Genomic DNA, 18,437 nt, shown 5'->3' with positions numbered 1-18,437 from the left:
GAAATATTAGTTAAAACTTTACCCGACTGTAAAAAATGCCTTTAACAATTTCCGCAGCCGTGACATAGAGGGCAACTATTGCCATTAAAATGAGGACAAAACTAAAAGGTAAGGCTTGAAATCCCAACACAGATGCTAAGGGAGTATAGGGAATAATCAACGTAATTAAAGCGATCGCTATTGTTGCACCAAACAGGTATGGACTGGGTTTACTGTGGAAAATAGATTGACGAGTCCGAATTACTAAGACAATCATAGATGCAGAAATAACCGATTCCATAAACCAACCCGTCCTGAATTGTGCTGAGTCGGCGTGTAACAAAAACAGCAACGCCCCAAAAGTAAGATAGTCAAATACAGAACTTAGTAACCCAAACACCAACATAAATTTACTGATAAAATGAATGTCCCATCTTCGCGGTTTGCTAACTAATTCCTGGTCTACTCTGTCAGCAGCAATGGTCATTTCTGGAAAATCGGTGAGGAGATTAGTTAGTAAGATTTGCTTAGGCAATAGAGGCAAAAAAGGCAACATTAGAGACACACCTGCCATGCTGAACATATTTCCAAAATTGGCACTAGTAGCCATAAATACGTATTTTAAGGTATTGGCAAAAGTGGTTCTTCCCGCTTTGATTCCCCCCAATAACACATCCAAATCCTTCTGCATCAAGACAATATCCGCAGCTTCCTTAGCCACATCTACAGCCGTATCAACAGAAATACCCACATCGGCGGCGTAAAGCGCAGAAGCATCATTAATTCCATCCCCCATGTAGCCGACAACATTACCAGCTTTTTTCAAAGCTACAATAATTCGCTCTTTTTGATTTGGTTCTATTTCTGCAAAGATGTTGACCTGATTTACCTGATGTATCAAAGCTGCATCACTGAGTTTTTGGATTTGAGATCCTGTCAACAGCTTAGTTTGTATTAGTCCTACCTGCTGACTAATACTAGCAGCAACTGCGTGACTATCACCGGTGATCATTTTCAAAGTAACGCCCAAATTTGCTAGATCAATAATTGTATTTTTGATGTCAGATTTTGGCGGATCATATAAAGCCAAATAGCCCAAAAAAGTAAAATTAATTTCATCTTTAAGAGTGATATGATTAGTATTTATAATCCGATAGGCAACGCCCAAAGTCCGAAAACCTTGACTACCTAAATCTTCATATTTTTGCTGGATTTGCTGCCGGATTGGTTCAATATCAATTATTTTATCTTCTGCCATTTCTACCGTATTACAGATATCTAAAATATTAGAAATTGCTCCTTTTGTCATCACCAGACAATCATGATCTTTACTCAATAAAATACTCAGACGTTTGCGGTTAAAATCATAGGGAATCTCATCCAATTTTTTATATTTAGAAATATCAAAGGATTTATGATTACGAATTGCTTCATCAATAGGATTAACATAACCTGATTCAGAAATAGCATTTAAATAGGCATAAAACAAAACTCTCTCACTTTCTTTACCATCTACATCCAAAGCCGAACGGATTCGCACCACACCATCAGTTAAAGTCCCTGTTTTATCGGCACATAAAACATTCATACTGCCAAAATTTTCTATTGCAGGTAATCGTTTGACAATCACCTGTTTTTTGACCATTAACTTGGCACCATGAGCTAAATTAATACTAATAATTGCCGGCAATAATTGGGGAGTAAGTCCTACAGCCAAAGCCAAGGAAAACATAAAAGAATCTAACACCGGACGATGGAGATAAATATTCGCGGCAAAAATTAGGATTACTAAAGTTAAAGTTACTTCCAAAAGAAAATAACCAAACTTGCGAATTCCATTCTCAAACTCAGTTTCTGGTGGTCTAAATTTCAATCGTTCCGATACTTTGCCAAATTCCGTTGCTTTGCCCGTATTCACCACCACAGCCTTAGCAGTACCACTTACTACATGAGTCCCCATAAATAGGCTATTTGTGCGTTGTCCTAGTCCAGTTTCCGCAGGTAAAATCGCTGTTTCTTTAGCCACTGGATAAGTTTCCCCAGTCAAAGTAGCTTCATCTACCGATAGGGTTTGTGACTCTAAAACCAAACAATCTCCAGGAATACTATTACCAGCCGACAATAAGACAATATCTCCCGGCATAACCTCATCTACTGGGACATCTTGGGGTTTACCATCTCGGAGGATACTCGCTTTGATTTCCACCAGTTCTAGGAGTTTCTGGACAGCATCAGCAGCACCCCGTTCTTGCCAAAAACCCAGAAATCCACTTGCGAGAACAATTACGAGAATAATGACTGCATCAATAGCATCTTGGAGAAAAATGGAAAGAATTGCTGCTAAAATCAAAATCAGAATAATCGGACTATTAAACTGATTTAATAACAAAGTGAGAGTATGGGATTGCTGTTTTTGCTTGAGGCTATTTGCACCGTACTTACTCAGGCGTTGTTTAGCCTCTTCACTGCTTAAACCTTGTGGGGTTGATTGTACCTGCACAAATATCTGATCGGCAGATAAATTCCAAAAAGTGGATAATTGTGAATTCATTAATTAATATTAGAAATAATTGTAGTTCTGGTTAAACTACAGCCACCAAATTCTAAAAATGTTGGGTAACATGAGCGTCAACCCAACCTACAAATTTTAATTAATGACTACTTAAAAGTATTGCGAACCTCTTCTTTCATTTTATTTGCTGGGTTACGAGATTCACTTTTTATGTCATCAGTTTTTCCACTAGGTAGATAATTAGGGTTGACAATACTATTGTCTATGGCTTTTTCAGTTTTAGCTTCAATCTTTTTGGTTGCTCTTGAGTTGGGTTGCCACTTCGTATCTTTTATATCTTCGACTGCATTACGAACTTTACTTTCAGCTTGCTTGGCTTTACCGATGAATTGGTCTTTTTTATTTCCTGTCACATTACCTAAAGTTTCTTGAACTTTACCTTCAATATTTTTAGTTGTGGCTTCGACTCGATTCATAGTTGTGGCAATTTGAGTCTGAGCGAGACTAACCTCAGATGTAAAAGCTGTGAAAATTCCCAGAAATAGAACTAAACTAATGACGAAAAAAAACTTGCGAAATTGTGAAAATAGATTCATGAAATTTTCCTCATTTATAGGTTGTTAATTAATAAATGTCATCGGTTATAGTTTTGGATTTGGTACGGCTGGAACAATTTTGACTACAACTTTGACGCTTCTTACACCCTTGATTTCTTTAGCAAGAGAATTAATTTTATTTAGTTGTTCTTGATTCTGGACATTTCCAACTACGACAATTGCTCCATCTTTAGCCGCCACAGTTAATTGACTAGAGGGAATATTCGCCTCCAACTTAGAACGAACCTCACTGGCAAGATCACTATTAGCGCGAGTTGCATTCCCTCCAGTGACATTATTGCGTTGTTCACGGGCGCGAATATCTGCGTTGAGTTGATCTCGACGAAGTTGGCTAGTTGCGTCTTTTTGATTGGCTAAAATGGTTTTATCTGTGGGAACTTCACCAGTTTTCTCAGCAGAATCGGGCGCACTGCTGCTGGTTTTGGCTTTATTGTCACAAGCAACTGTTCCCAGAACCAAAATGCTACTGAGGACTAAAAGCGTAATTTTTTTCATATTTCCAATCCCTTTTACACACGCGAGACAACAGGATTAGCAGAACGGCTAATGGTTGGACTATTGTAAACTTCCCATTCCCGCATTCCCTTGTGCTTGAAAATTGTTTCTGCTCTCAGGATTTCCGCCTCTGTGCCATCTACAATTACTAGATAATCCCCATCAACTACATAATCGTGGTAGATTTGCGCCCGATGTTCAGGAATTCCTAAACCTACTAAACTACCAATTAAACCACCAACTGCTGCTCCGATAGCTCCACCTGCTAGAGTTGTAGCGATCGCTGTAGCTGCTGCTCCTGCTAACATAACTGGACCAATCCCCGGAATTGCTAGAGTTCCCAACCCAATTAGTAACCCTGTCAACCCCCCAACCGCTCCTCCTGCCTCGACTCCAGTTTTCGCACCTTCCTCTACACGAGTGGTTTCATGAGTGGTTTCATGGCCGATTTCACGGGTTTCTGTTGGTTCTTGAACTCGTGTTTCACCAATTTGGTATCGCTGATTGAGATCTTCATCATGTTTAGCAATCACAGATACCTGATTCATGTCAAATCCGTTATCTCGCAGTTCATTTAGAGCATCTTCTACTTCTTCGTGACTAGAAAATACTCCCACTGCTCGTTTATTATTAATCAAGGTCATTTTTTTATCCTTTCACAAGGGAAAAAGTGGCAGGCAACAAGGTAATTAAGAATTAGTTTGTAAGATCAAAAGTCTTATTTCCCTGCCCCTGCCTGGTTAATCTATTCGACAATTTCTCTGGCTTGATCCTTCACATCTTCAACTGCGTGGCGAACTTTGGCTTCTGCTTGTTTTGCCTTGCCTTCTGCTTGAGTTTTTGGATCTCCTGTTAAATCGCCTACGGCTTCTTGAACCTTACCTTCAATGTTTTTGGCGGTTGCCTTAGCTTTATCTTTCATACTCATAATCTGCTCCTAATGGAAAATTTACTAACGCGAAATCTGGGTTTTATCTTCTTTCCACATTCGGATGTTCTTGGGTGTTAACATCCAATTCTTCTCGACGCAGAGTTTCTTCTGCTTCAATGGTTTCGTGATCTACAACTTTATTAACTCTGACTTCTTCTCGTAAGAAAGCTTCTTTATGAATGTCCGCAGTTTCTTCATAAAGTTCTATTCGACTCACTTCTGTCGTCCCAAAGCTATCGCTACCTAAAGCCACCGTTTCTCCCGCAGTTGTAGGAGTGACTCGTTCAATGACAATTCTTTCTTTATCTATGGGAACTGAAACCCGCGCTTTTTCTGTTTCTGTATGTTTCCCAACAATCACTTCTCCCGTTTTGGCGCGGACTTTGTTGGCAATTAATCGTTCTTGATATAGTTTGAAAGTTTGATGATCCTGATCATTCAAAGCATATAGAGCCGGATCTGCTTTATAGTCATAGGCAGCACTGCCGTTACCGGACTTTCTCGGTGGGGCTATGGGAGGGGCTACCATAGTAGCTCCCGCAGGTCGAGAACTGGCTGTATCTACAGAACCGGAACTTTCTAAGAATGCTTCGGAACGATACACTCCTCTGACTTGTTCTTCATAGTTATAATCAATTTCTTTGTGTTCGTTAAATTCGGGTAAATTCTCTGCTTGTTGTTTGGTCATTCCCACTGTATAAATCCGTTCGGATGTATGATCAATGCGCGAACGACCAACTGGCAATAAAACTTTTTTCCCAAAAATCCACAAACCTAAATCAACAACAAAATAGCGAAAATGTCCTTGGTCATCTACTAAAATATCGCTGACTGTGCCAATTTTTTCATCTGCGGTTGCATAGACACCCATACCTTTGATGTCTTTGCCTTCAAAACTTTCTCGATAATTCGGATCAAATTCTTTAATTTTCAAAAGAGGCATACTATTTCCATCTCCACTTTTTACGCATGTGGAACAGGTTGATAATTTTGCTCCTGTTCCAGTTTCACCATCAGTTGATGTCATCAAATACCAATTATTCTCAACATTAGAACCTGGTACAATTGGGTTATTAGTTTTTCTGCTCTGTTAGTTCTAATATGTATACATTAGTTATTTTTATGATTAAGACCGTCCATCAAAGGGTTGATTATGCTTGTATGTCAATAGACAGAGATTCTCAACCAAGTAAATGTGCAGGAAAGTTCAGATCCCCGACTTCTTGGAGAAGTCGGGGATCTAGGTGGGTTTAAAAGTGTATAAATTCGTTTATAGCCAAATAATCTAAAAATTTCTCTTGGGGAAAATCGCAAATAATACACTCGGTGTCAAAAAATTGCACTAAAATCACTACGGCGGTAATCTTTGGGTGTGAGGTTTGAGGTATTTTTAAGTCAGCTTGACGATAAAATCAATCCACTTCCTGCGGTCTTTAGGCTTACTGCGCTAAAAAATTAGAGAGTTAATTTATGTTTCAGTTGTTAAGCCGGGTTTTGCTATGGCTCTTAATTGGTGTTGTAGCCTTTTCTTTGTTTCAAAGATTCTATCCATCAGTAACTTTTGTCGGCAGATTTGTTTTAGGGTTAGTCATTGTTGTTTTAGCTTTAGCATTTCTCAATCCCAATGAACCAGCATTGGCTTCATTGTGGCGATTTATCTCCTTCCCGCTCAAGCCTTTGGGCGCTTCGGTTTTAATGTTGTTTCTAGCTGCTCAAAAAATCAAAGGCGGTGGCATTGATAAACCGGGCGGTTTTTTATTAGGATGGGCTTTGACGGTTTTGCTTTTGTCCAGCACGCCAGCGATCGCTTACTTCCTCGTCAGATCACCAGTTGCCACAGTTGAGGGGACGAACATAAATCACCAAACTTCCCCATCCGCCCTAGTCGCCTTTGGTTCAGCAAATCCTAATTTCACAATCTCAGATATTCAGCAAAATATCATCCCACCAATGGTAGAGATAAATTCTCCAACTATAGCCTTCAATAGTCTGACTGCGAATATCCCTTCCTATCTCCTCCAAAATCCTCAAGCAATCAGCACCCGTGGGTTACGGGTAGAAGACTTTGTTCCTAATGCAGAAACACTGCAACTTACTACCCAAGTATGGGAAAGTTATCTCAATCAGATTTATGTTTTCTTACGTGGCCGGACGTAGAAGAGGCAGGGGACAGGGAAGAGGGAGCAGGGGGATAAATTTTCGTTCTTCTTCCTGACTCCTGACTCAATGACTGCTCCTGTAATCTCAAAAAGTTAGATAATTGTTGGCATGGCCAAATCACACAGACTTGATAAAATCGCTGCTTATTTACGCCCCCATTGGCGCGAAACCGTTTTCGGTATTATTGCTTTATTAGTTGTCAATGGGCTGGGTGTATATATTCCTTTGTTAATTCGTTCAGGGGTAGATACTCTATCTAAGAGTTTTAGTTTTCGCCAAATCATCCATTATGTAGTCCTTATCGCCCTACTTAGTTCCGCTATGTGGATGATGCGAATGGCTTCTCGGATTTGGATCTTTGGTGTGGGAAGACAGGTAGAATTTGACCTCAAACAGCGGATTTTTCAACATTTACTGCAATTAGAACCTGCTTATTTTACAGTTAATACTCCTGGGGATTTAATTAGTCGCGCTACCAGTGATGTAGATAATATTCGACGGTTGGTAGGTTTTGCTGTATTAAGTTTGGCAAATACTTTTTTTGCCTATACTCTGACATTACCAGTGATGTTGTCTCTGAGTGCGGAACTGACATTGGCATCATTAGCAGTGTACCCGTTCATGTTCCTGATGGTGCATTTTTTTAGCGATCGCTTGCGTAATGAACAAACCGCCGTCCAAGAACAACTTGCAGAAATCAGTGAACTGGTACGGGAAGATATGAGCGGTATGGCACTGATTAAAATCTACGCCCAAGAAGACAATGAGCGTCAAGCATTTAGTCAGAAAAATGAACAGCTATTAACCGCTAACCTCAAACTAGCTAAAACGCGCAACACCCTATTTCCGCTCATTGGTGGGTTAGCAAGTCTCAGTTCTTTGATTATTATTTGGTTAGGTACAGCCAGAATATCCTCTGGAACTCTTGCCATTGGTGATTTTCTGGCTTTGCTAATTTATGTGGAGCGATTAATTTTCCCTACCGCTTTATTAGGATTCACCATTACTGCTTACCAACGGGGTGAAGTCAGTATTGATCGTTTAGAAACTATTCTCAGTGTGACTCCCAAAATTCAAGACACACCAGATAGTATTCATCTGGAGGTTAACAAACTCAAAGGGGAACTGACAGCAGTAAACTTTAGTTACAGCTACCCTGGCGTAAATACCCCAGTTCTAGAACATCTTAATTTTAGGATTGCTCCTGGGGAAGTAGTCGCTATTGTCGGTCCGGTTGGTTCAGGAAAATCAACCTTAGCGAATGCTTTCCCCAGATTATTGGATATTCAGCCAGGACAGTTGTTTTTAGATGGGTTGGATGTGACAAAACTAGCTGTGAGTGATTTACGTGGTGCGATCGCCTACGTACCACAAGATAGCTTTTTATTCAGTACCACCGTCAAAAATAATATCCGTTATGGTGATCCCGTCTCCGCCGCAGAAGACGTAGTTTACGCCGCCAAAATGGCGCAAATTGACGCAGAAATTCAGAATTTCCCCCAACAGTATGAAACCCTAGTGGGTGAGCGAGGAATTACCCTTTCTGGTGGACAAAGACAACGCACAGCTTTAGCAAGAGCAATGTTAATTGATGCCCCCATCTTGCTGTTGGATGATGCCCTATCCAGTGTAGACAATCAAACTGCTACACAAATCCTCACCAATCTGGCTACAGGGACAAAAAGAAAAACCGTAATTTTCATTACCCACCAACTTTCTGCTGCTGCCACATCTGACCGAATTTTGGTCATGGAACAGGGGAAAATCGTCCAGACTGGTCATCACTCAGAACTGGTAGAACAGCCTGGACTTTATCAAAATTTGTGGCATCAACACCAAGTAAAAGAACTATTACATTGAACCAAAATGGATTAATTTTTTTCAGAGGGAACAGGGAACGGGCAACTTTCTAACAGGAAAAACTCATGTTTAAAAACATGAGATTGAAATAATGACACTGTTTTTTCGGGCTACGCATCTTTTAAAAACATCTTTTTTTGACAGAAGCTTTAAACTGGTGCAACTAAAGTTTCTTATCTGTTCCCTGTTCCCTGTTCCCTTCTTTTGTAATTTAACGTAGGAACTAGGGAATAGGGATTAGCACCGCTTGGCGGAAGTCAAAAGTCAAAAGTCAAAACTAAGAGGAATGATGACAAATTACTTTATTTATTAATAATGCTGATTATGAAACTATGGAATGAATATTTAGGAATATTACTGTGATGATTTCTTCTCAAAATTGGAGCAGGCCAGAAATGATTGCAACTGGAATAGAAACAAGAATCAGTCGTCTAGAATCTATTGTTGAACAGATTGGAGACGCTGTACTCTCGACAACTGAGACAATTGAACGTCTTGCTCACAGAGTAGATGCTCTGAGTATACAAATAGAGGCTCAAGGAAAACAAGTACAGCAGCAAGGATATCAGATTTTTGCTTTATGTGACGCTGTTCAAAGTTTGGCTGATTCTCAGAAGGATTCTATGGAACAAATCACTCAATTGTCACAAACCTTAGATAGGCTTGTATCCTTGTTGCAAGATGAATAATTATAGGAGGAGTCAGAAGTATTACCATCACATCTAAATGACGACAAACTAGGAAGAGAATTAGACAAGAATTAGCTAAATTCGATGATGGTATTAGAAATCAAGTCAATAAAATCACAAATAAACCGACAATGAGGTGGGTATTTCGGATGTTTCCGGCTGTACATTTGGTAATCATAAATGGACAAAAACAAATAGTCCTTAATCCTTCTTCAGGAATGTTTAATCCATATTCTTCTATAAAAAACCCATAAAAAAAGGTGGGTTAACAATAAAGTCACCCACCAAATAAATTACCGATATTGTAGAAATCCCTAATTAACCAACATTAGTTAATAACAACTCACGGGTTTCCGATTTTCTGACCTTTACCTGGCCATCATCATCTACATCCACAATAGCCTTATCTCCATCTGCAATTTCCCCAGATAAGATCGCTTCAACCAGAGAATCTTCCAACAGACGCACAATAGCGCGGCGTAATGGTCTAGCACCGTAGCTAGGATCATAGCCTTCTTGGACAACCTTCTCTTTAAAAGCTTCCGTCACTTCTAAAGTCATGTCCTTATCTTTGAGACGACTACCAACATCACGCAGCATGATTTCAGCAATTTGCTTGACTTCATCTTTGTTGAGTTGAGTGAAGACGATAATATCATCAACACGGTTGAGAAATTCGGGACGGAAATATGCTTTGAGTTCTTCGTTAACCAAGTTACGAATCCGATGATAACTAGCTTCTGCTGCATTATCAAACTCAAACCCTAAGCTACTACCACCTTTTTCAATTACCTTAGAACCAATATTAGAAGTCAAGATAATTAATGTATTCTTGAAGTCTACTTTCCGACCTTTCGCATCCGTGAGATGACCGTCATCCAAGATTTGCAGCAGCATATTGAATACATCGGGATGCGCTTTTTCGATTTCGTCGAATAGCAATACTGTGTAAGGTTTGCGCCGTACAGCTTCCGTTAATTGTCCGCCTTCATCGTATCCTACATAACCAGGAGGTGAACCAATCAACTTGGAAACGTTGTGGCTTTCCATGTATTCGGACATATCTAAACGTACCATTGCTTCTTCATCCCCGAAGAAGTAAGAAGCTAAAGCTTTAGCTAATTCGGTTTTCCCGACACCAGTCGGACCAGAAAAGATAAAACTAGCAATGGGACGATTAGGACTCTTTAAGCCGACACGGGCGCGACGAATAGCGCGAGAAACCGATGTAACTGCTTGTTCTTGTCCGATCAATCTTGTATGTAAAGTGTCTTCAAGATGTAAAAGTAATTCAGACTCAGATTCAGTCAGTTTATTAACGGGAACACCAGTCCAAGAAGCGACAATTTGAGCAATGTCTTCTTCGTTGACAAGGGGAGCGTTGACAGTTTCCTGATTTTCTTCTAAATCAAGTCTGGTTTGTAGTTCTAATTCTTGTATCCGCAAATTACCAGCTTTGCTAAAATCTTGAACTCTAATGGCTTCCGATTTGGCTTTGGTAGCGGTGGTTAATTCCCGTTTAAGTTCTTTGTTATTCGCAATGTGCGAGTGACGTAAACGCACGCGAGAACCAGCTTCATCAATCAAGTCAATGGCTTTGTCGGGTAGAAAGCGATCGCTAATATAACGATCTGCCAATTCAGCCGCCGCAACTACTGCTTCATCAGTAATATTGACTCTATGATGCTGTTCATAAGCACCGCGTAAACCATAGAGAATATCAATAGTTTCGGCTACCGATGGTTCTCCCACCAAAATTGGCTGGAAACGCCGCTCTAGAGCCGCATCACGCTCGATGTGCTGACGATATTCATCTAAGGTAGTAGCACCAATGCACTGGAGTTCACCCCGTGCTAAAGCCGGTTTCAGGATATTAGCTGCATCCAAACCGCCTTCTGTGCCACCTGCACCCACTAAGGTATGAATTTCATCAATCACTAAGATGATGTTCCCGGCGGTGCGGACTTCCTCCATGATTTTCTTGAGGCGTTCCTCAAAATCACCCCGGAAACGAGTTCCCGCTACCACAGACCCCATATCCAAACTAATTACTTGTTTATCAAGTAAAATTTCGGGGACATCTTGATTGATAATACGTTGCGCTAAACCTTCAGCGATCGCTGTTTTACCAACCCCTGGTTCTCCAATTAAAACCGGGTTATTTTTGGTTCTCCGACCGAGAATTTGCACAGTTCTTTCAATTTCCTTCTGGCGACCAACTACCGGGTCTAGCCTGCCATCCTGAGCCAGTTTGGTGAGATTTCTGCCAAACGCCTCTATGGATAAATTTTGATTGCGCTGAGAATTACTTCTACCACCAGTGACAACCGCCGTATCTTCACCCAATCGGCTCATAACGGCGGAACGGATAACTGGTAAATCCACTCCTAGATTTTGTAATACTTTGGCGGCGACTCCTTCACCAGCCTCAGTTAAACCTAATAATAAGTGTTCAGTGTTTATGTAATTATGTCCAAGACCGTGAGCTTCTCGGAAAGATTGCTCAAACAGGCTTTTTACTTTCGGGGTAAAAGGAATTTCCGGTGGGACAAACCCAGAACCCCGGCCAATTATTTTTTCTACTTCCCGACGGGCTTCTTTCAGGGTAACACCCAACTCAGCCAGCACCTTAGCAGCAACACCTGTTCCTTCTCCCATTAGACCCAGGAGAATTTGTTCTGTTCCTACAAAGTTGTGTCCCAGTCGTCGTGCTTCCTCCTGGGCTAACATAATTACCCTAATGGCTTCGGAAGTGAAGTGTTCAAACATAGCGGGTTCTTTCCCTCGTGCTGCTTGGACTTTGGGTGAGATATTATTTCACCCTCATCTAAAGTTTCTTGTATTTTCTTAAAGATAATGTATCTTTATTTTAAGCTGAATGGCAGTAGTGAGAGCCGTAAGTGACAAGGCGTAGTTGCCGTCATTCACTAGATAATGGTAGATAATTAGCAATGGTCGAGATTTTTCATCTTGAGTTGTTGATGGATTGCTAACTTCGTACAGGTATTAATTGTGACAGAAATTTCCGGCGGTAAAGACCAACAACATCCACTCTACAACCGCGATCGCCCCCTTATTGATATTTTACTCGCTCAAGACGCAACCGATTACAATTTATCAGAATTGGCTAGACTAAAAATTCGCTATCAAGGTTTTCCGGGAGCGCGGGACATCCAAAGCAACTTAGATAAAGTTTTGCAACGCTGGGGTTTAACGGAAACTGAACTATTTGCAAAAACCCGTCAAATCCATGATATCGGCGGAATTTACAAAAGTCAGGGCAAAAAAGACGAGCAGGATTGGAATTAGGGAATAGGAGTTCAGGAGTCAGGAGTCAGGAGTCAGGAGGAAAAAAGAATAAAGAAGGAAGTTTCTCCCCCACTTCCCCCACTTCCCCCACTTCCCCCACTTCCCCCACTTCCCCCACTTCCCCTACTCCCTGTCCCCTGTCCCCTGTTCTCGATAATCTCGGAGTTGTTGGAGGAGTTGTTCTTGGGATGAATTGAGTGGTTCGGAGATAGGTTGGGTGGTTATTTCTACTTTCTCCAGGGTTTTGGGTGGGGGAGTAATTACTAAGTTTCGACTTTGCTCAACTACCGATACTTGTTTTTCGGGAACGGGTGCGGTAATTACTACCTTTGGGCGATTAGCATCAGCTTTGAGAGAATCTAGAGTTACAGCTACCTTGGTTTTTTCCTGGATGTCTTTGCTAGAAGAAACTAATTTACTCAGACCATTTACCAATCGCAGCATATTTTGACGGAACTTAGGATCGCCTGTTAATTCATCTAAATCAGCGGTAATTTTTTGGGTATTTTCAAATGTTGCTCTAGCTGCATCTAAAGTTTGTTGCAGTAAAACAATGTTTTTTGGATCATTTAAAGTTTTAGAAGCATCTTTTAAATTCGCAGAAGCTTCGGCTGCATTTGCAGATAGGGTTTCTAGGTTATTTAATAATTTTCCTTGGGTTAAGCGGTTAATCGCCGGTGATAAACTGGTAATTGTTTGCCTAAGTTGGTTACTGGTTTCCGTCATACTATTCAAAGTACCAACTAAAGAAGAACGATTAGTAGTGATGAGATTATCTAAATTTGTTAGTAAGCGACTTGCTTGTTTGGCTGTTGTACTAAAGTCTTTAGATGTTTCGCCTAATTGATTCGCTGTTTTGGTTGTGGTTGCAGTTAATTGGACTGTCGAACGTTGTAATGTAGCTGCTGTATCTGAAAATACACCTATTTGTCCTTTGAAGGTTTTGCTCAAACCTTGCAAATCCTTGGTCAAATCAGCGATATTAGCAGCAGCATTAGCCGAGGTTTCTAACGTACGATTCACATTTTTATAGAACTTTTCACTACTGTACTGAGCCGCAAAAATAGTTGATTGTCGCATCAGTTCATCAACACTGATGCCAATTTCACCTTTTAAGCGAGAACCATTACAAATAATTAGGCTGGAATTACAGTCTTTATCTAGGGGTTTAGCGGTTACCTTCCCAGGTAAATCTCCTTTTGGTGTAATGTCAATAATATTTTCGCTTATTAATCCACTTTGATTGGCTTCAATGATCGAATTACTGGGAATTATTAAATCAGGGGAGTTAATTTGAATTTCGACATCAATCGCATTTGAGCCGGGTTTAACATTGGTGATAGTCCCCACTTTCACACCCCGAAAACGCACTGCTGAACCCTTTTGCATTCCCCCCGCGTTAGCAAATTCGATGGTTGCTTGATAAGAAGTTTGGCCGGGGGAGATTCTATTCAACCACAGTAAAATTACTCCAAATGCGCCTAACCCTAGCAGGAGCAACAATCCTACAGAACCTTCTCTCCATGTACGTGCAGATGTGAAGCTGCTAATTAGACCTCGCATTTATTCCTCCACTGATAGCGTTAAACTCAGCAATTTTATTTGATTTGGTACTTAACCAGCTACTTGAATGGGTCCATGTACACTTCCACTCATAAATTGTCTAATTAAGGGATTTTCTGTGTGATCTAAGGCAACTACTGTACCTTGCCATTGCACTTTTCCTTGATAAAGAAAGACTATTTGATCCGATGTCCGCCGAATTGTACTATCTTGGTGAGTCACAATGGAGTAGGTACTACAGACTCCTTGTGTATGTTGTAAGTCACGGATTAAGTCCTCAATTACCGTTGAGGCAATGGGATCTAATCCGGCTGTAGGTTCATCGTATAATAAAACCTCTGGACTATCTGTAGGACGTTGAGGATTGGACATAATAGCACGGGCAAAACTGACTCTTTTTCGCATTCCTCCAGAAAGTTCTGACGGGTAAAGGTGACTAATATCTGCTAGTCCTACCAATTCTAGTTTTTGATTGACTAATTCCCGAATATGCGATCGCTTTAATCGAGAATGTTGATAAAGTAGAAATCCAATGTTCTCTTCGACTGTCAAGGAGTCGAATAAGGCCGCTTGCTGAAATACCATCCCAATCCCCACAGGGTCAGCAGCATCTTCTATTAAACCTTTTCGTTGTACTCCTTGAATATAAATTTCTCCCTCATCGGGTTTTAATAATCCGGCTATAATCCGCAAAACAGTTGATTTACCAGTACCAGAAGGGCCAATAATCCCTAGTGCTTGTCCTCGGTATATCTTTAAATCAACATTATCTAAAACTTTGTTATTGCCAAAAGTCTTAGAAATACCTCTTAATTCAATTAATGGTTCTAATGTTTCTATCATTGCTGGTTGGTAATTGATTAAATTCTCACCTGTCACTTAATCACCTGTCACCTATAATATTTTGTAAATAAAGCCAATTTTCAATTTTACTCAAGCTTATGTCTCCTTATCCTAGTTTAGTAACTGTTTCCGCACTTATATTATATTTTGTAGTCACAATTAATGTTGGTATAGCTAGAGCTAAATATCAAGTCCCCGTACCGCAAACTACAGGAAACCTCGATTTTGAAAGAGTGCTAAGGGTACAACAAAATACCTTGGAACAACTAGCTTTATTTATTCCGGCTTTATGGTTGTTTTCTATTTACGTTAGTCCTATTTGGGGTTCTGCTCTCGGTGCAGCTTGGATAGTAGGAAGAATTGCTTATGCTTGGGGATATTATCAAGCTGCTGAAAAACGCGGTCCTGGTTTTGCAATTAGTTCTCTCAGCGGTATGGTGCTAATTCTTGGTTCGCTGGTGGGGATTATTTTATCTATGGTGAAATAATTTTTGTTTCGCGCAAAGATACAAAGGAGCAAAGACGCAAAGGAAGAGGGCGGATTGACTTCCGCCCATATTGGTTATATATATGTACTTGATTTACTCAACTAAATCGGGGAAGACTTCTTGTACCGCAGGATGTACAAGCCGATGATTTTGGACGTTTAAACCTTTTGCTAAGGCTGGGTTAATGTCTAAGGCTTTAAGTCCCAGGTTTGCTAACTGGACAGTATAAGGTAAGGTGCTGTTGTTGAGGGCTTGTGTGGATGTCCAAGGAACTGCTCCTGGCATATTAGGAACGCCATAATGCACTACTCCCTCATCAATGTATACTGGTTTGGTGTGAGATGTGGGGTGTAATGTTTCCACGCAACCACCTTGGTCTACAGCGACATCTACAATCACTGAACCAGGACGCATTTGTTTAACTAATTCACGAGATACTAGAATGGGGGCTTTTTTACCAGGAATTAAAACTGCACCAATCAGTAAATCTGCATCTTTAACTGCGGCTTCAATATGGGCGGAATTGCTGTAAAGTAGTTCTACTCTCGAACCAAAGAGGGTTTCTAGGTAAGATAGGCGTTCCACGTTGACATCTAATATTTGCACCATTGCACCCATACCAACGGCGATTTTTGCGGCTTCTGTACCGACTACACCACCACCTAAAATCACGACTTTACCGGCTTTGACTCCGGGGATACCTCCTAAAAGTACGCCTCTTCCTCCTTGTTGACTTTCTAGGAATCTTGCGCCAAATTGTACGGCTAACCGACCAGCAACAATACTCATGGGGGTGAGTAAGGGGAGTTTATTTGCTCCTGGTTGTTCTACGGTTTCATAAGCGATCGCACAAGTGCCACAATCAATTAAATGTTCTGTTAGTTGACGATTTGCAGCTAAATGTAAATAAGTAAATAACAATTGTCCTTTCTGCAAAAATTTATACTCGCTTACTAAAGGCTCTTTTACCTTAACAACTAACTCCCGATTCCAAGCAGCATCGGCTTTATCTACAATTTCTGCTCCAGCATTACGGTAGTCTTCATCAGTAAATCCCGCAGCCGTACCAGCTTTACTTTCTACAAAAATATTATTACCATTTTCTCGTAATACCCGAACACTGGAAGGACTTAAACCTACCCGAAATTCTTGATCTTTAGTTTCCTTGGGAACACCAATTTCCATTGATAACCTCTTATATTTTATTGTTTCACTTTAGCGTGCCAGTACCTAGCTGATTATTTCCGTATTCAGTAATTCAAAATCCAAAATTTTTTAGTCTCCCTCACGCTACACCTTGACTAATTCGCCAGGTTTCTTACAATAGATAAAGAATAATTAAAAATTGTTAAGTACCGACGACCATCCCCGACAATTTACTTGAAAAATCCCTGTAAATTTTTGTTTGCCAATTATCAAGAAAGGAATCACTGATTATGACACAACAACAACCAACTATTACCCCTAAATTAGAACAACCTAAGTTTGGTTTTAATGAATATGCCGAGCGTTTAAATGGCAGAGCGGCTATGATTGGCTTTGTTTTAATGGTGATAATCGAATATGCTACCAATCAAGGTGTAATTGCATGGCTCGGTTTGAAGTAGACTTCTAATCTGGCGTTACTGATAACTTGCGTGGCATAGTTTAATAAAGCATGAATTTAGGTGTAGAGATGTTCCATGGAATGTCTCTACATTAGTTTTCAGTTGATTTTTGTCCTCACAGTCTGTTTCGCTAAATTAATTTCGTGCGTCAGTCCTAGTAGTCTGTCAATCCAAAAATGACGGGTAAAGGCAAGCAGGGGGAGAAGAGGGGCAGGGGAGTAGGGGAGGGAAAAACAGAAGTTTTTTCCGATCATTACCCGTCAAAATAAATTTGACGAACTACTAGTACAATGGAAATAATTGTGATGATCCTCAAAGCAATTACTTCTAGGGTGTTAATTACCGTACTCCCTTTTTCGGCAAAGGAAATTACAATTATTTGTGCTATTATTTGCCTCTAATCAAATAGACAAATTGTAGTTAGGATATTCTGAGTAAGTTTATACAAAAACTCTAAGTGGAACTAAGTAAGCTGTGATGAATGCTGTATTACCTCGTTTTTTAAAGTCAGCCTACCGCAAAGAACCTATCATTAGCGCATTGATAACAGCGGGAACAATAGATGCTCTCATTGGTGGTTTGGATGATAGTTGGTCACTTTTCATCTTTGGTTTAGGAACAGTTGGAATAGCTCTCGTCTTTAAATTATGGCGAATGCAGCAACGTCCGGCTTTACCAGAAGAGCCTGTTGCTCAATATTATTTACCTCCTCAGTCTTCGGCTGATGCTTTACCTGTATTAAAGGTTTCCAAGAAGAAATCCCGTCAGTAATTACCGAAGCTGTCAGCGGTAAAACGCTTGAGGTGCAAAGCTTTATGATGAAAATTTGTACCTCATTTGCCCAAAATATGCTATATTTGGAAACTTTGGAAAGATTCAGGACTACTGGTTATATGTGGTCTTTGTCAGAAATTTACACTATTCAAAATCAAGTAAAATTCAATTAGTAACTATTACTAAATAGAACGATGAAACTACAAACTACTACCCAAGAAATCAAAGTAGTTACAGCTTACTATACTCCAGAAGAATATTTAGAATTAGAGGAAAAAGCTGATTATAAGAATGAATATCGAGATGGAGAAATTATATCTATGACTGGTGGAACAACAAATCATAATAAACTGGCGTTAAATTTAGCAACTGGCTTGAATGTGGCGTTAAATGATTTAGACTATGAAATTTATATTGGTGATGTGAAATTGTGGATACCACGCTATCGGGAATTTACTTATCCTGATGTGATGGTAATTGAAGGTCAACCTGTTTATTACAGCACAAATACCACAATAGTTACAAGATAGCCCGGAAAGTTTGAAAGCCCCTGAGAAACAGGAACGAAGTTCCGTCTTTCGTGCTTTAGACAGGGGATGAAAAACGGCAC

At 40.2% G+C, this 18,437-nt stretch carries 16 protein-coding genes and 2 pseudogenes; 8 read left to right on the top strand and 10 right to left on the bottom strand.

The annotated features are described in order from the left end of the window. Positions 1-10 precede the first annotated feature (10 nt). From mgtA to AN490_RS19825, 6 genes and pseudogenes are all read right to left on the bottom strand, one after another. On the bottom strand, positions 11-2,530 hold the full coding sequence (mgtA, locus tag AN490_RS19850) for a magnesium-translocating P-type ATPase (protein ID WP_300006581.1): 2,520 nt from the start codon (positions 2,528-2,530) through the stop codon (positions 11-13). Between the two features lie 287 nt (positions 2,531-2,817). Then, positions 2,818-2,967, bottom strand: a pseudogene (locus tag AN490_RS19845) (CsbD family protein); the annotation flags it as partial. Positions 2,968-3,132: 165 nt separating this feature from the next. Beyond that, positions 3,133-3,603: a BON domain-containing protein gene (locus AN490_RS19840; protein WP_300006580.1), complete on the bottom strand. Its 471-nt coding sequence runs from the start codon at positions 3,601-3,603 to the stop codon at positions 3,133-3,135. A gap of 14 nt (positions 3,604-3,617) precedes the next feature. Beyond that, a complete protein-coding gene (locus tag AN490_RS19835; RefSeq protein WP_213713213.1) occupies positions 3,618-4,247 on the bottom strand; it encodes a general stress protein in 630 nt (209 codons plus the stop codon). 101 nt (positions 4,248-4,348) lie between these two features. After that, positions 4,349-4,531, bottom strand: coding sequence for a CsbD family protein (locus tag AN490_RS19830; protein WP_015083422.1), 183 nt, complete (start codon positions 4,529-4,531; stop codon positions 4,349-4,351). 43 nt (positions 4,532-4,574) lie between these two features. Further along, complete coding sequence (locus AN490_RS19825) at positions 4,575-5,477, bottom strand: DUF2382 domain-containing protein (RefSeq protein ID WP_300006614.1); 903 nt, start codon at positions 5,475-5,477, stop codon at positions 4,575-4,577. A gap of 527 nt (positions 5,478-6,004) precedes the next feature. On the opposite strand from AN490_RS19825, the gene AN490_RS19820 reads away from it, so the two are divergent. The 3 genes from AN490_RS19820 (at position 6,005) to AN490_RS19810 (ending at position 9,243) form a co-directional block, all read left to right on the top strand. Further along, positions 6,005-6,691: a hypothetical protein gene (locus AN490_RS19820; protein WP_015083424.1), complete on the top strand. Its 687-nt coding sequence runs from the start codon at positions 6,005-6,007 to the stop codon at positions 6,689-6,691. A gap of 111 nt (positions 6,692-6,802) precedes the next feature. Beyond that, positions 6,803-8,554, top strand: coding sequence for an ABC transporter ATP-binding protein (locus AN490_RS19815; RefSeq protein ID WP_300006579.1), 1,752 nt, complete (start codon positions 6,803-6,805; stop codon positions 8,552-8,554). A gap of 395 nt (positions 8,555-8,949) precedes the next feature. Beyond that, positions 8,950-9,243: a hypothetical protein gene (locus tag AN490_RS19810; RefSeq protein WP_300006578.1), complete on the top strand. Its 294-nt coding sequence runs from the start codon at positions 8,950-8,952 to the stop codon at positions 9,241-9,243. A 318-nt stretch (positions 9,244-9,561) separates the two neighbouring features. Here AN490_RS19810 and AN490_RS19805 read toward each other — a convergent pair whose 3' ends face one another. Beyond that, complete coding sequence (locus AN490_RS19805; protein WP_300006577.1) at positions 9,562-12,012, bottom strand: ATP-dependent Clp protease ATP-binding subunit; 2,451 nt, start codon at positions 12,010-12,012, stop codon at positions 9,562-9,564. A 243-nt stretch (positions 12,013-12,255) separates the two neighbouring features. On the opposite strand from AN490_RS19805, the gene AN490_RS19800 reads away from it, so the two are divergent. Next, positions 12,256-12,552 carry a DUF3288 family protein gene (locus AN490_RS19800; protein WP_015083492.1) on the top strand — a complete coding sequence of 99 codons (297 nt, stop codon included), beginning with the start codon at positions 12,256-12,258 and terminating at the stop codon, positions 12,550-12,552. Positions 12,553-12,675: 123 nt separating this feature from the next. Here the strand turns inward: AN490_RS19800 and AN490_RS19795 are convergent, their stop codons facing one another. Beyond that, the gene (locus AN490_RS19795; protein ID WP_300006576.1) at positions 12,676-14,115 is read right to left on the bottom strand and encodes an MlaD family protein; all 1,440 of its coding nucleotides are present in this window, start codon (positions 14,113-14,115) and stop codon (positions 12,676-12,678) included. Between the two features lie 51 nt (positions 14,116-14,166). Further along, positions 14,167-14,958 (bottom strand): ABC transporter ATP-binding protein, encoded by a 792-nt coding sequence (locus AN490_RS19790; RefSeq protein ID WP_148761179.1) that lies wholly within the window; start codon positions 14,956-14,958, stop codon positions 14,167-14,169. A 98-nt stretch (positions 14,959-15,056) separates the two neighbouring features. On the opposite strand from AN490_RS19790, the gene AN490_RS19785 reads away from it, so the two are divergent. Beyond that, positions 15,057-15,446, top strand: a complete 390-nt coding sequence (locus tag AN490_RS19785) for an MAPEG family protein (RefSeq protein ID WP_168696209.1) — start codon at positions 15,057-15,059, stop codon at positions 15,444-15,446. 93 nt (positions 15,447-15,539) lie between these two features. On the opposite strand, the gene ald is transcribed toward AN490_RS19785, so the two are convergent. Further along, on the bottom strand, positions 15,540-16,631 hold the full coding sequence (gene ald / locus AN490_RS19780; protein ID WP_300006575.1) for an alanine dehydrogenase: 1,092 nt from the start codon (positions 16,629-16,631) through the stop codon (positions 15,540-15,542). Positions 16,632-16,882: 251 nt separating this feature from the next. Between ald and AN490_RS19775 the strand changes: the two genes are divergently transcribed. The 3 genes and pseudogenes from AN490_RS19775 to AN490_RS19765 all read left to right on the top strand — a co-directional run. Beyond that, complete coding sequence (locus tag AN490_RS19775; RefSeq protein ID WP_015083487.1) at positions 16,883-17,053, top strand: chlorophyll a/b-binding protein; 171 nt, start codon at positions 16,883-16,885, stop codon at positions 17,051-17,053. Between the two features lie 477 nt (positions 17,054-17,530). Beyond that, entirely contained in the window at positions 17,531-17,824 is a 294-nt protein-coding gene (locus AN490_RS19770) for a hypothetical protein (RefSeq protein ID WP_148761176.1), read from the top strand. 197 nt (positions 17,825-18,021) lie between these two features. Beyond that, a pseudogene (locus AN490_RS19765) lies at positions 18,022-18,351 on the top strand (Uma2 family endonuclease); the annotation flags it as partial. Positions 18,352-18,437: the final 86 nt, after the last annotated feature.

It is taken from the genome of Anabaena sp. AL09 (genome assembly GCF_001672255.1).
GTDB classification, from domain to species: domain Bacteria; phylum Cyanobacteriota; class Cyanobacteriia; order Cyanobacteriales; family Nostocaceae; genus Dolichospermum; species Dolichospermum lemmermannii.
This window is presented reverse-complemented; position numbering and strand designations above follow the sequence as displayed.

What these genes read in the sequence shown, in the direction of transcription:
- mgtA (WP_300006581.1), bottom strand. Translation starts at nt 2,530, where the DNA reads ATGAATTCACAATTATCCACTTTTTGGAATTTATCTGCCGATCAGATA.
- AN490_RS19840 (WP_300006580.1), bottom strand. Translation starts at nt 3,603, where the DNA reads ATGAAAAAAATTACGCTTTTAGTCCTCAGTAGCATTTTGGTTCTGGGA.
- AN490_RS19835 (WP_213713213.1), bottom strand. Translation starts at nt 4,247, where the DNA reads ATGACCTTGATTAATAATAAACGAGCAGTGGGAGTATTTTCTAGTCAC.
- AN490_RS19830 (WP_015083422.1), bottom strand. Translation starts at nt 4,531, where the DNA reads ATGAGTATGAAAGATAAAGCTAAGGCAACCGCCAAAAACATTGAAGGT.
- AN490_RS19825 (WP_300006614.1), bottom strand. Translation starts at nt 5,477, where the DNA reads ATGCCTCTTTTGAAAATTAAAGAATTTGATCCGAATTATCGAGAAAGT.
- AN490_RS19820 (WP_015083424.1), top strand. Translation starts at nt 6,005, where the DNA reads ATGTTTCAGTTGTTAAGCCGGGTTTTGCTATGGCTCTTAATTGGTGTT.
- AN490_RS19815 (WP_300006579.1), top strand. Translation starts at nt 6,803, where the DNA reads ATGGCCAAATCACACAGACTTGATAAAATCGCTGCTTATTTACGCCCC.
- AN490_RS19810 (WP_300006578.1), top strand. Translation starts at nt 8,950, where the DNA reads ATGATTGCAACTGGAATAGAAACAAGAATCAGTCGTCTAGAATCTATT.
- AN490_RS19805 (WP_300006577.1), bottom strand. Translation starts at nt 12,012, where the DNA reads ATGTTTGAACACTTCACTTCCGAAGCCATTAGGGTAATTATGTTAGCC.
- AN490_RS19795 (WP_300006576.1), bottom strand. Translation starts at nt 14,115, where the DNA reads ATGCGAGGTCTAATTAGCAGCTTCACATCTGCACGTACATGGAGAGAA.
- AN490_RS19790 (WP_148761179.1), bottom strand. Translation starts at nt 14,958, where the DNA reads ATGATAGAAACATTAGAACCATTAATTGAATTAAGAGGTATTTCTAAG.
- AN490_RS19785 (WP_168696209.1), top strand. Translation starts at nt 15,057, where the DNA reads ATGTCTCCTTATCCTAGTTTAGTAACTGTTTCCGCACTTATATTATAT.
- ald (WP_300006575.1), bottom strand. Translation starts at nt 16,631, where the DNA reads ATGGAAATTGGTGTTCCCAAGGAAACTAAAGATCAAGAATTTCGGGTA.
- AN490_RS19775 (WP_015083487.1), top strand. Translation starts at nt 16,883, where the DNA reads ATGACACAACAACAACCAACTATTACCCCTAAATTAGAACAACCTAAG.
- AN490_RS19770 (WP_148761176.1), top strand. Translation starts at nt 17,531, where the DNA reads ATGAATGCTGTATTACCTCGTTTTTTAAAGTCAGCCTACCGCAAAGAA.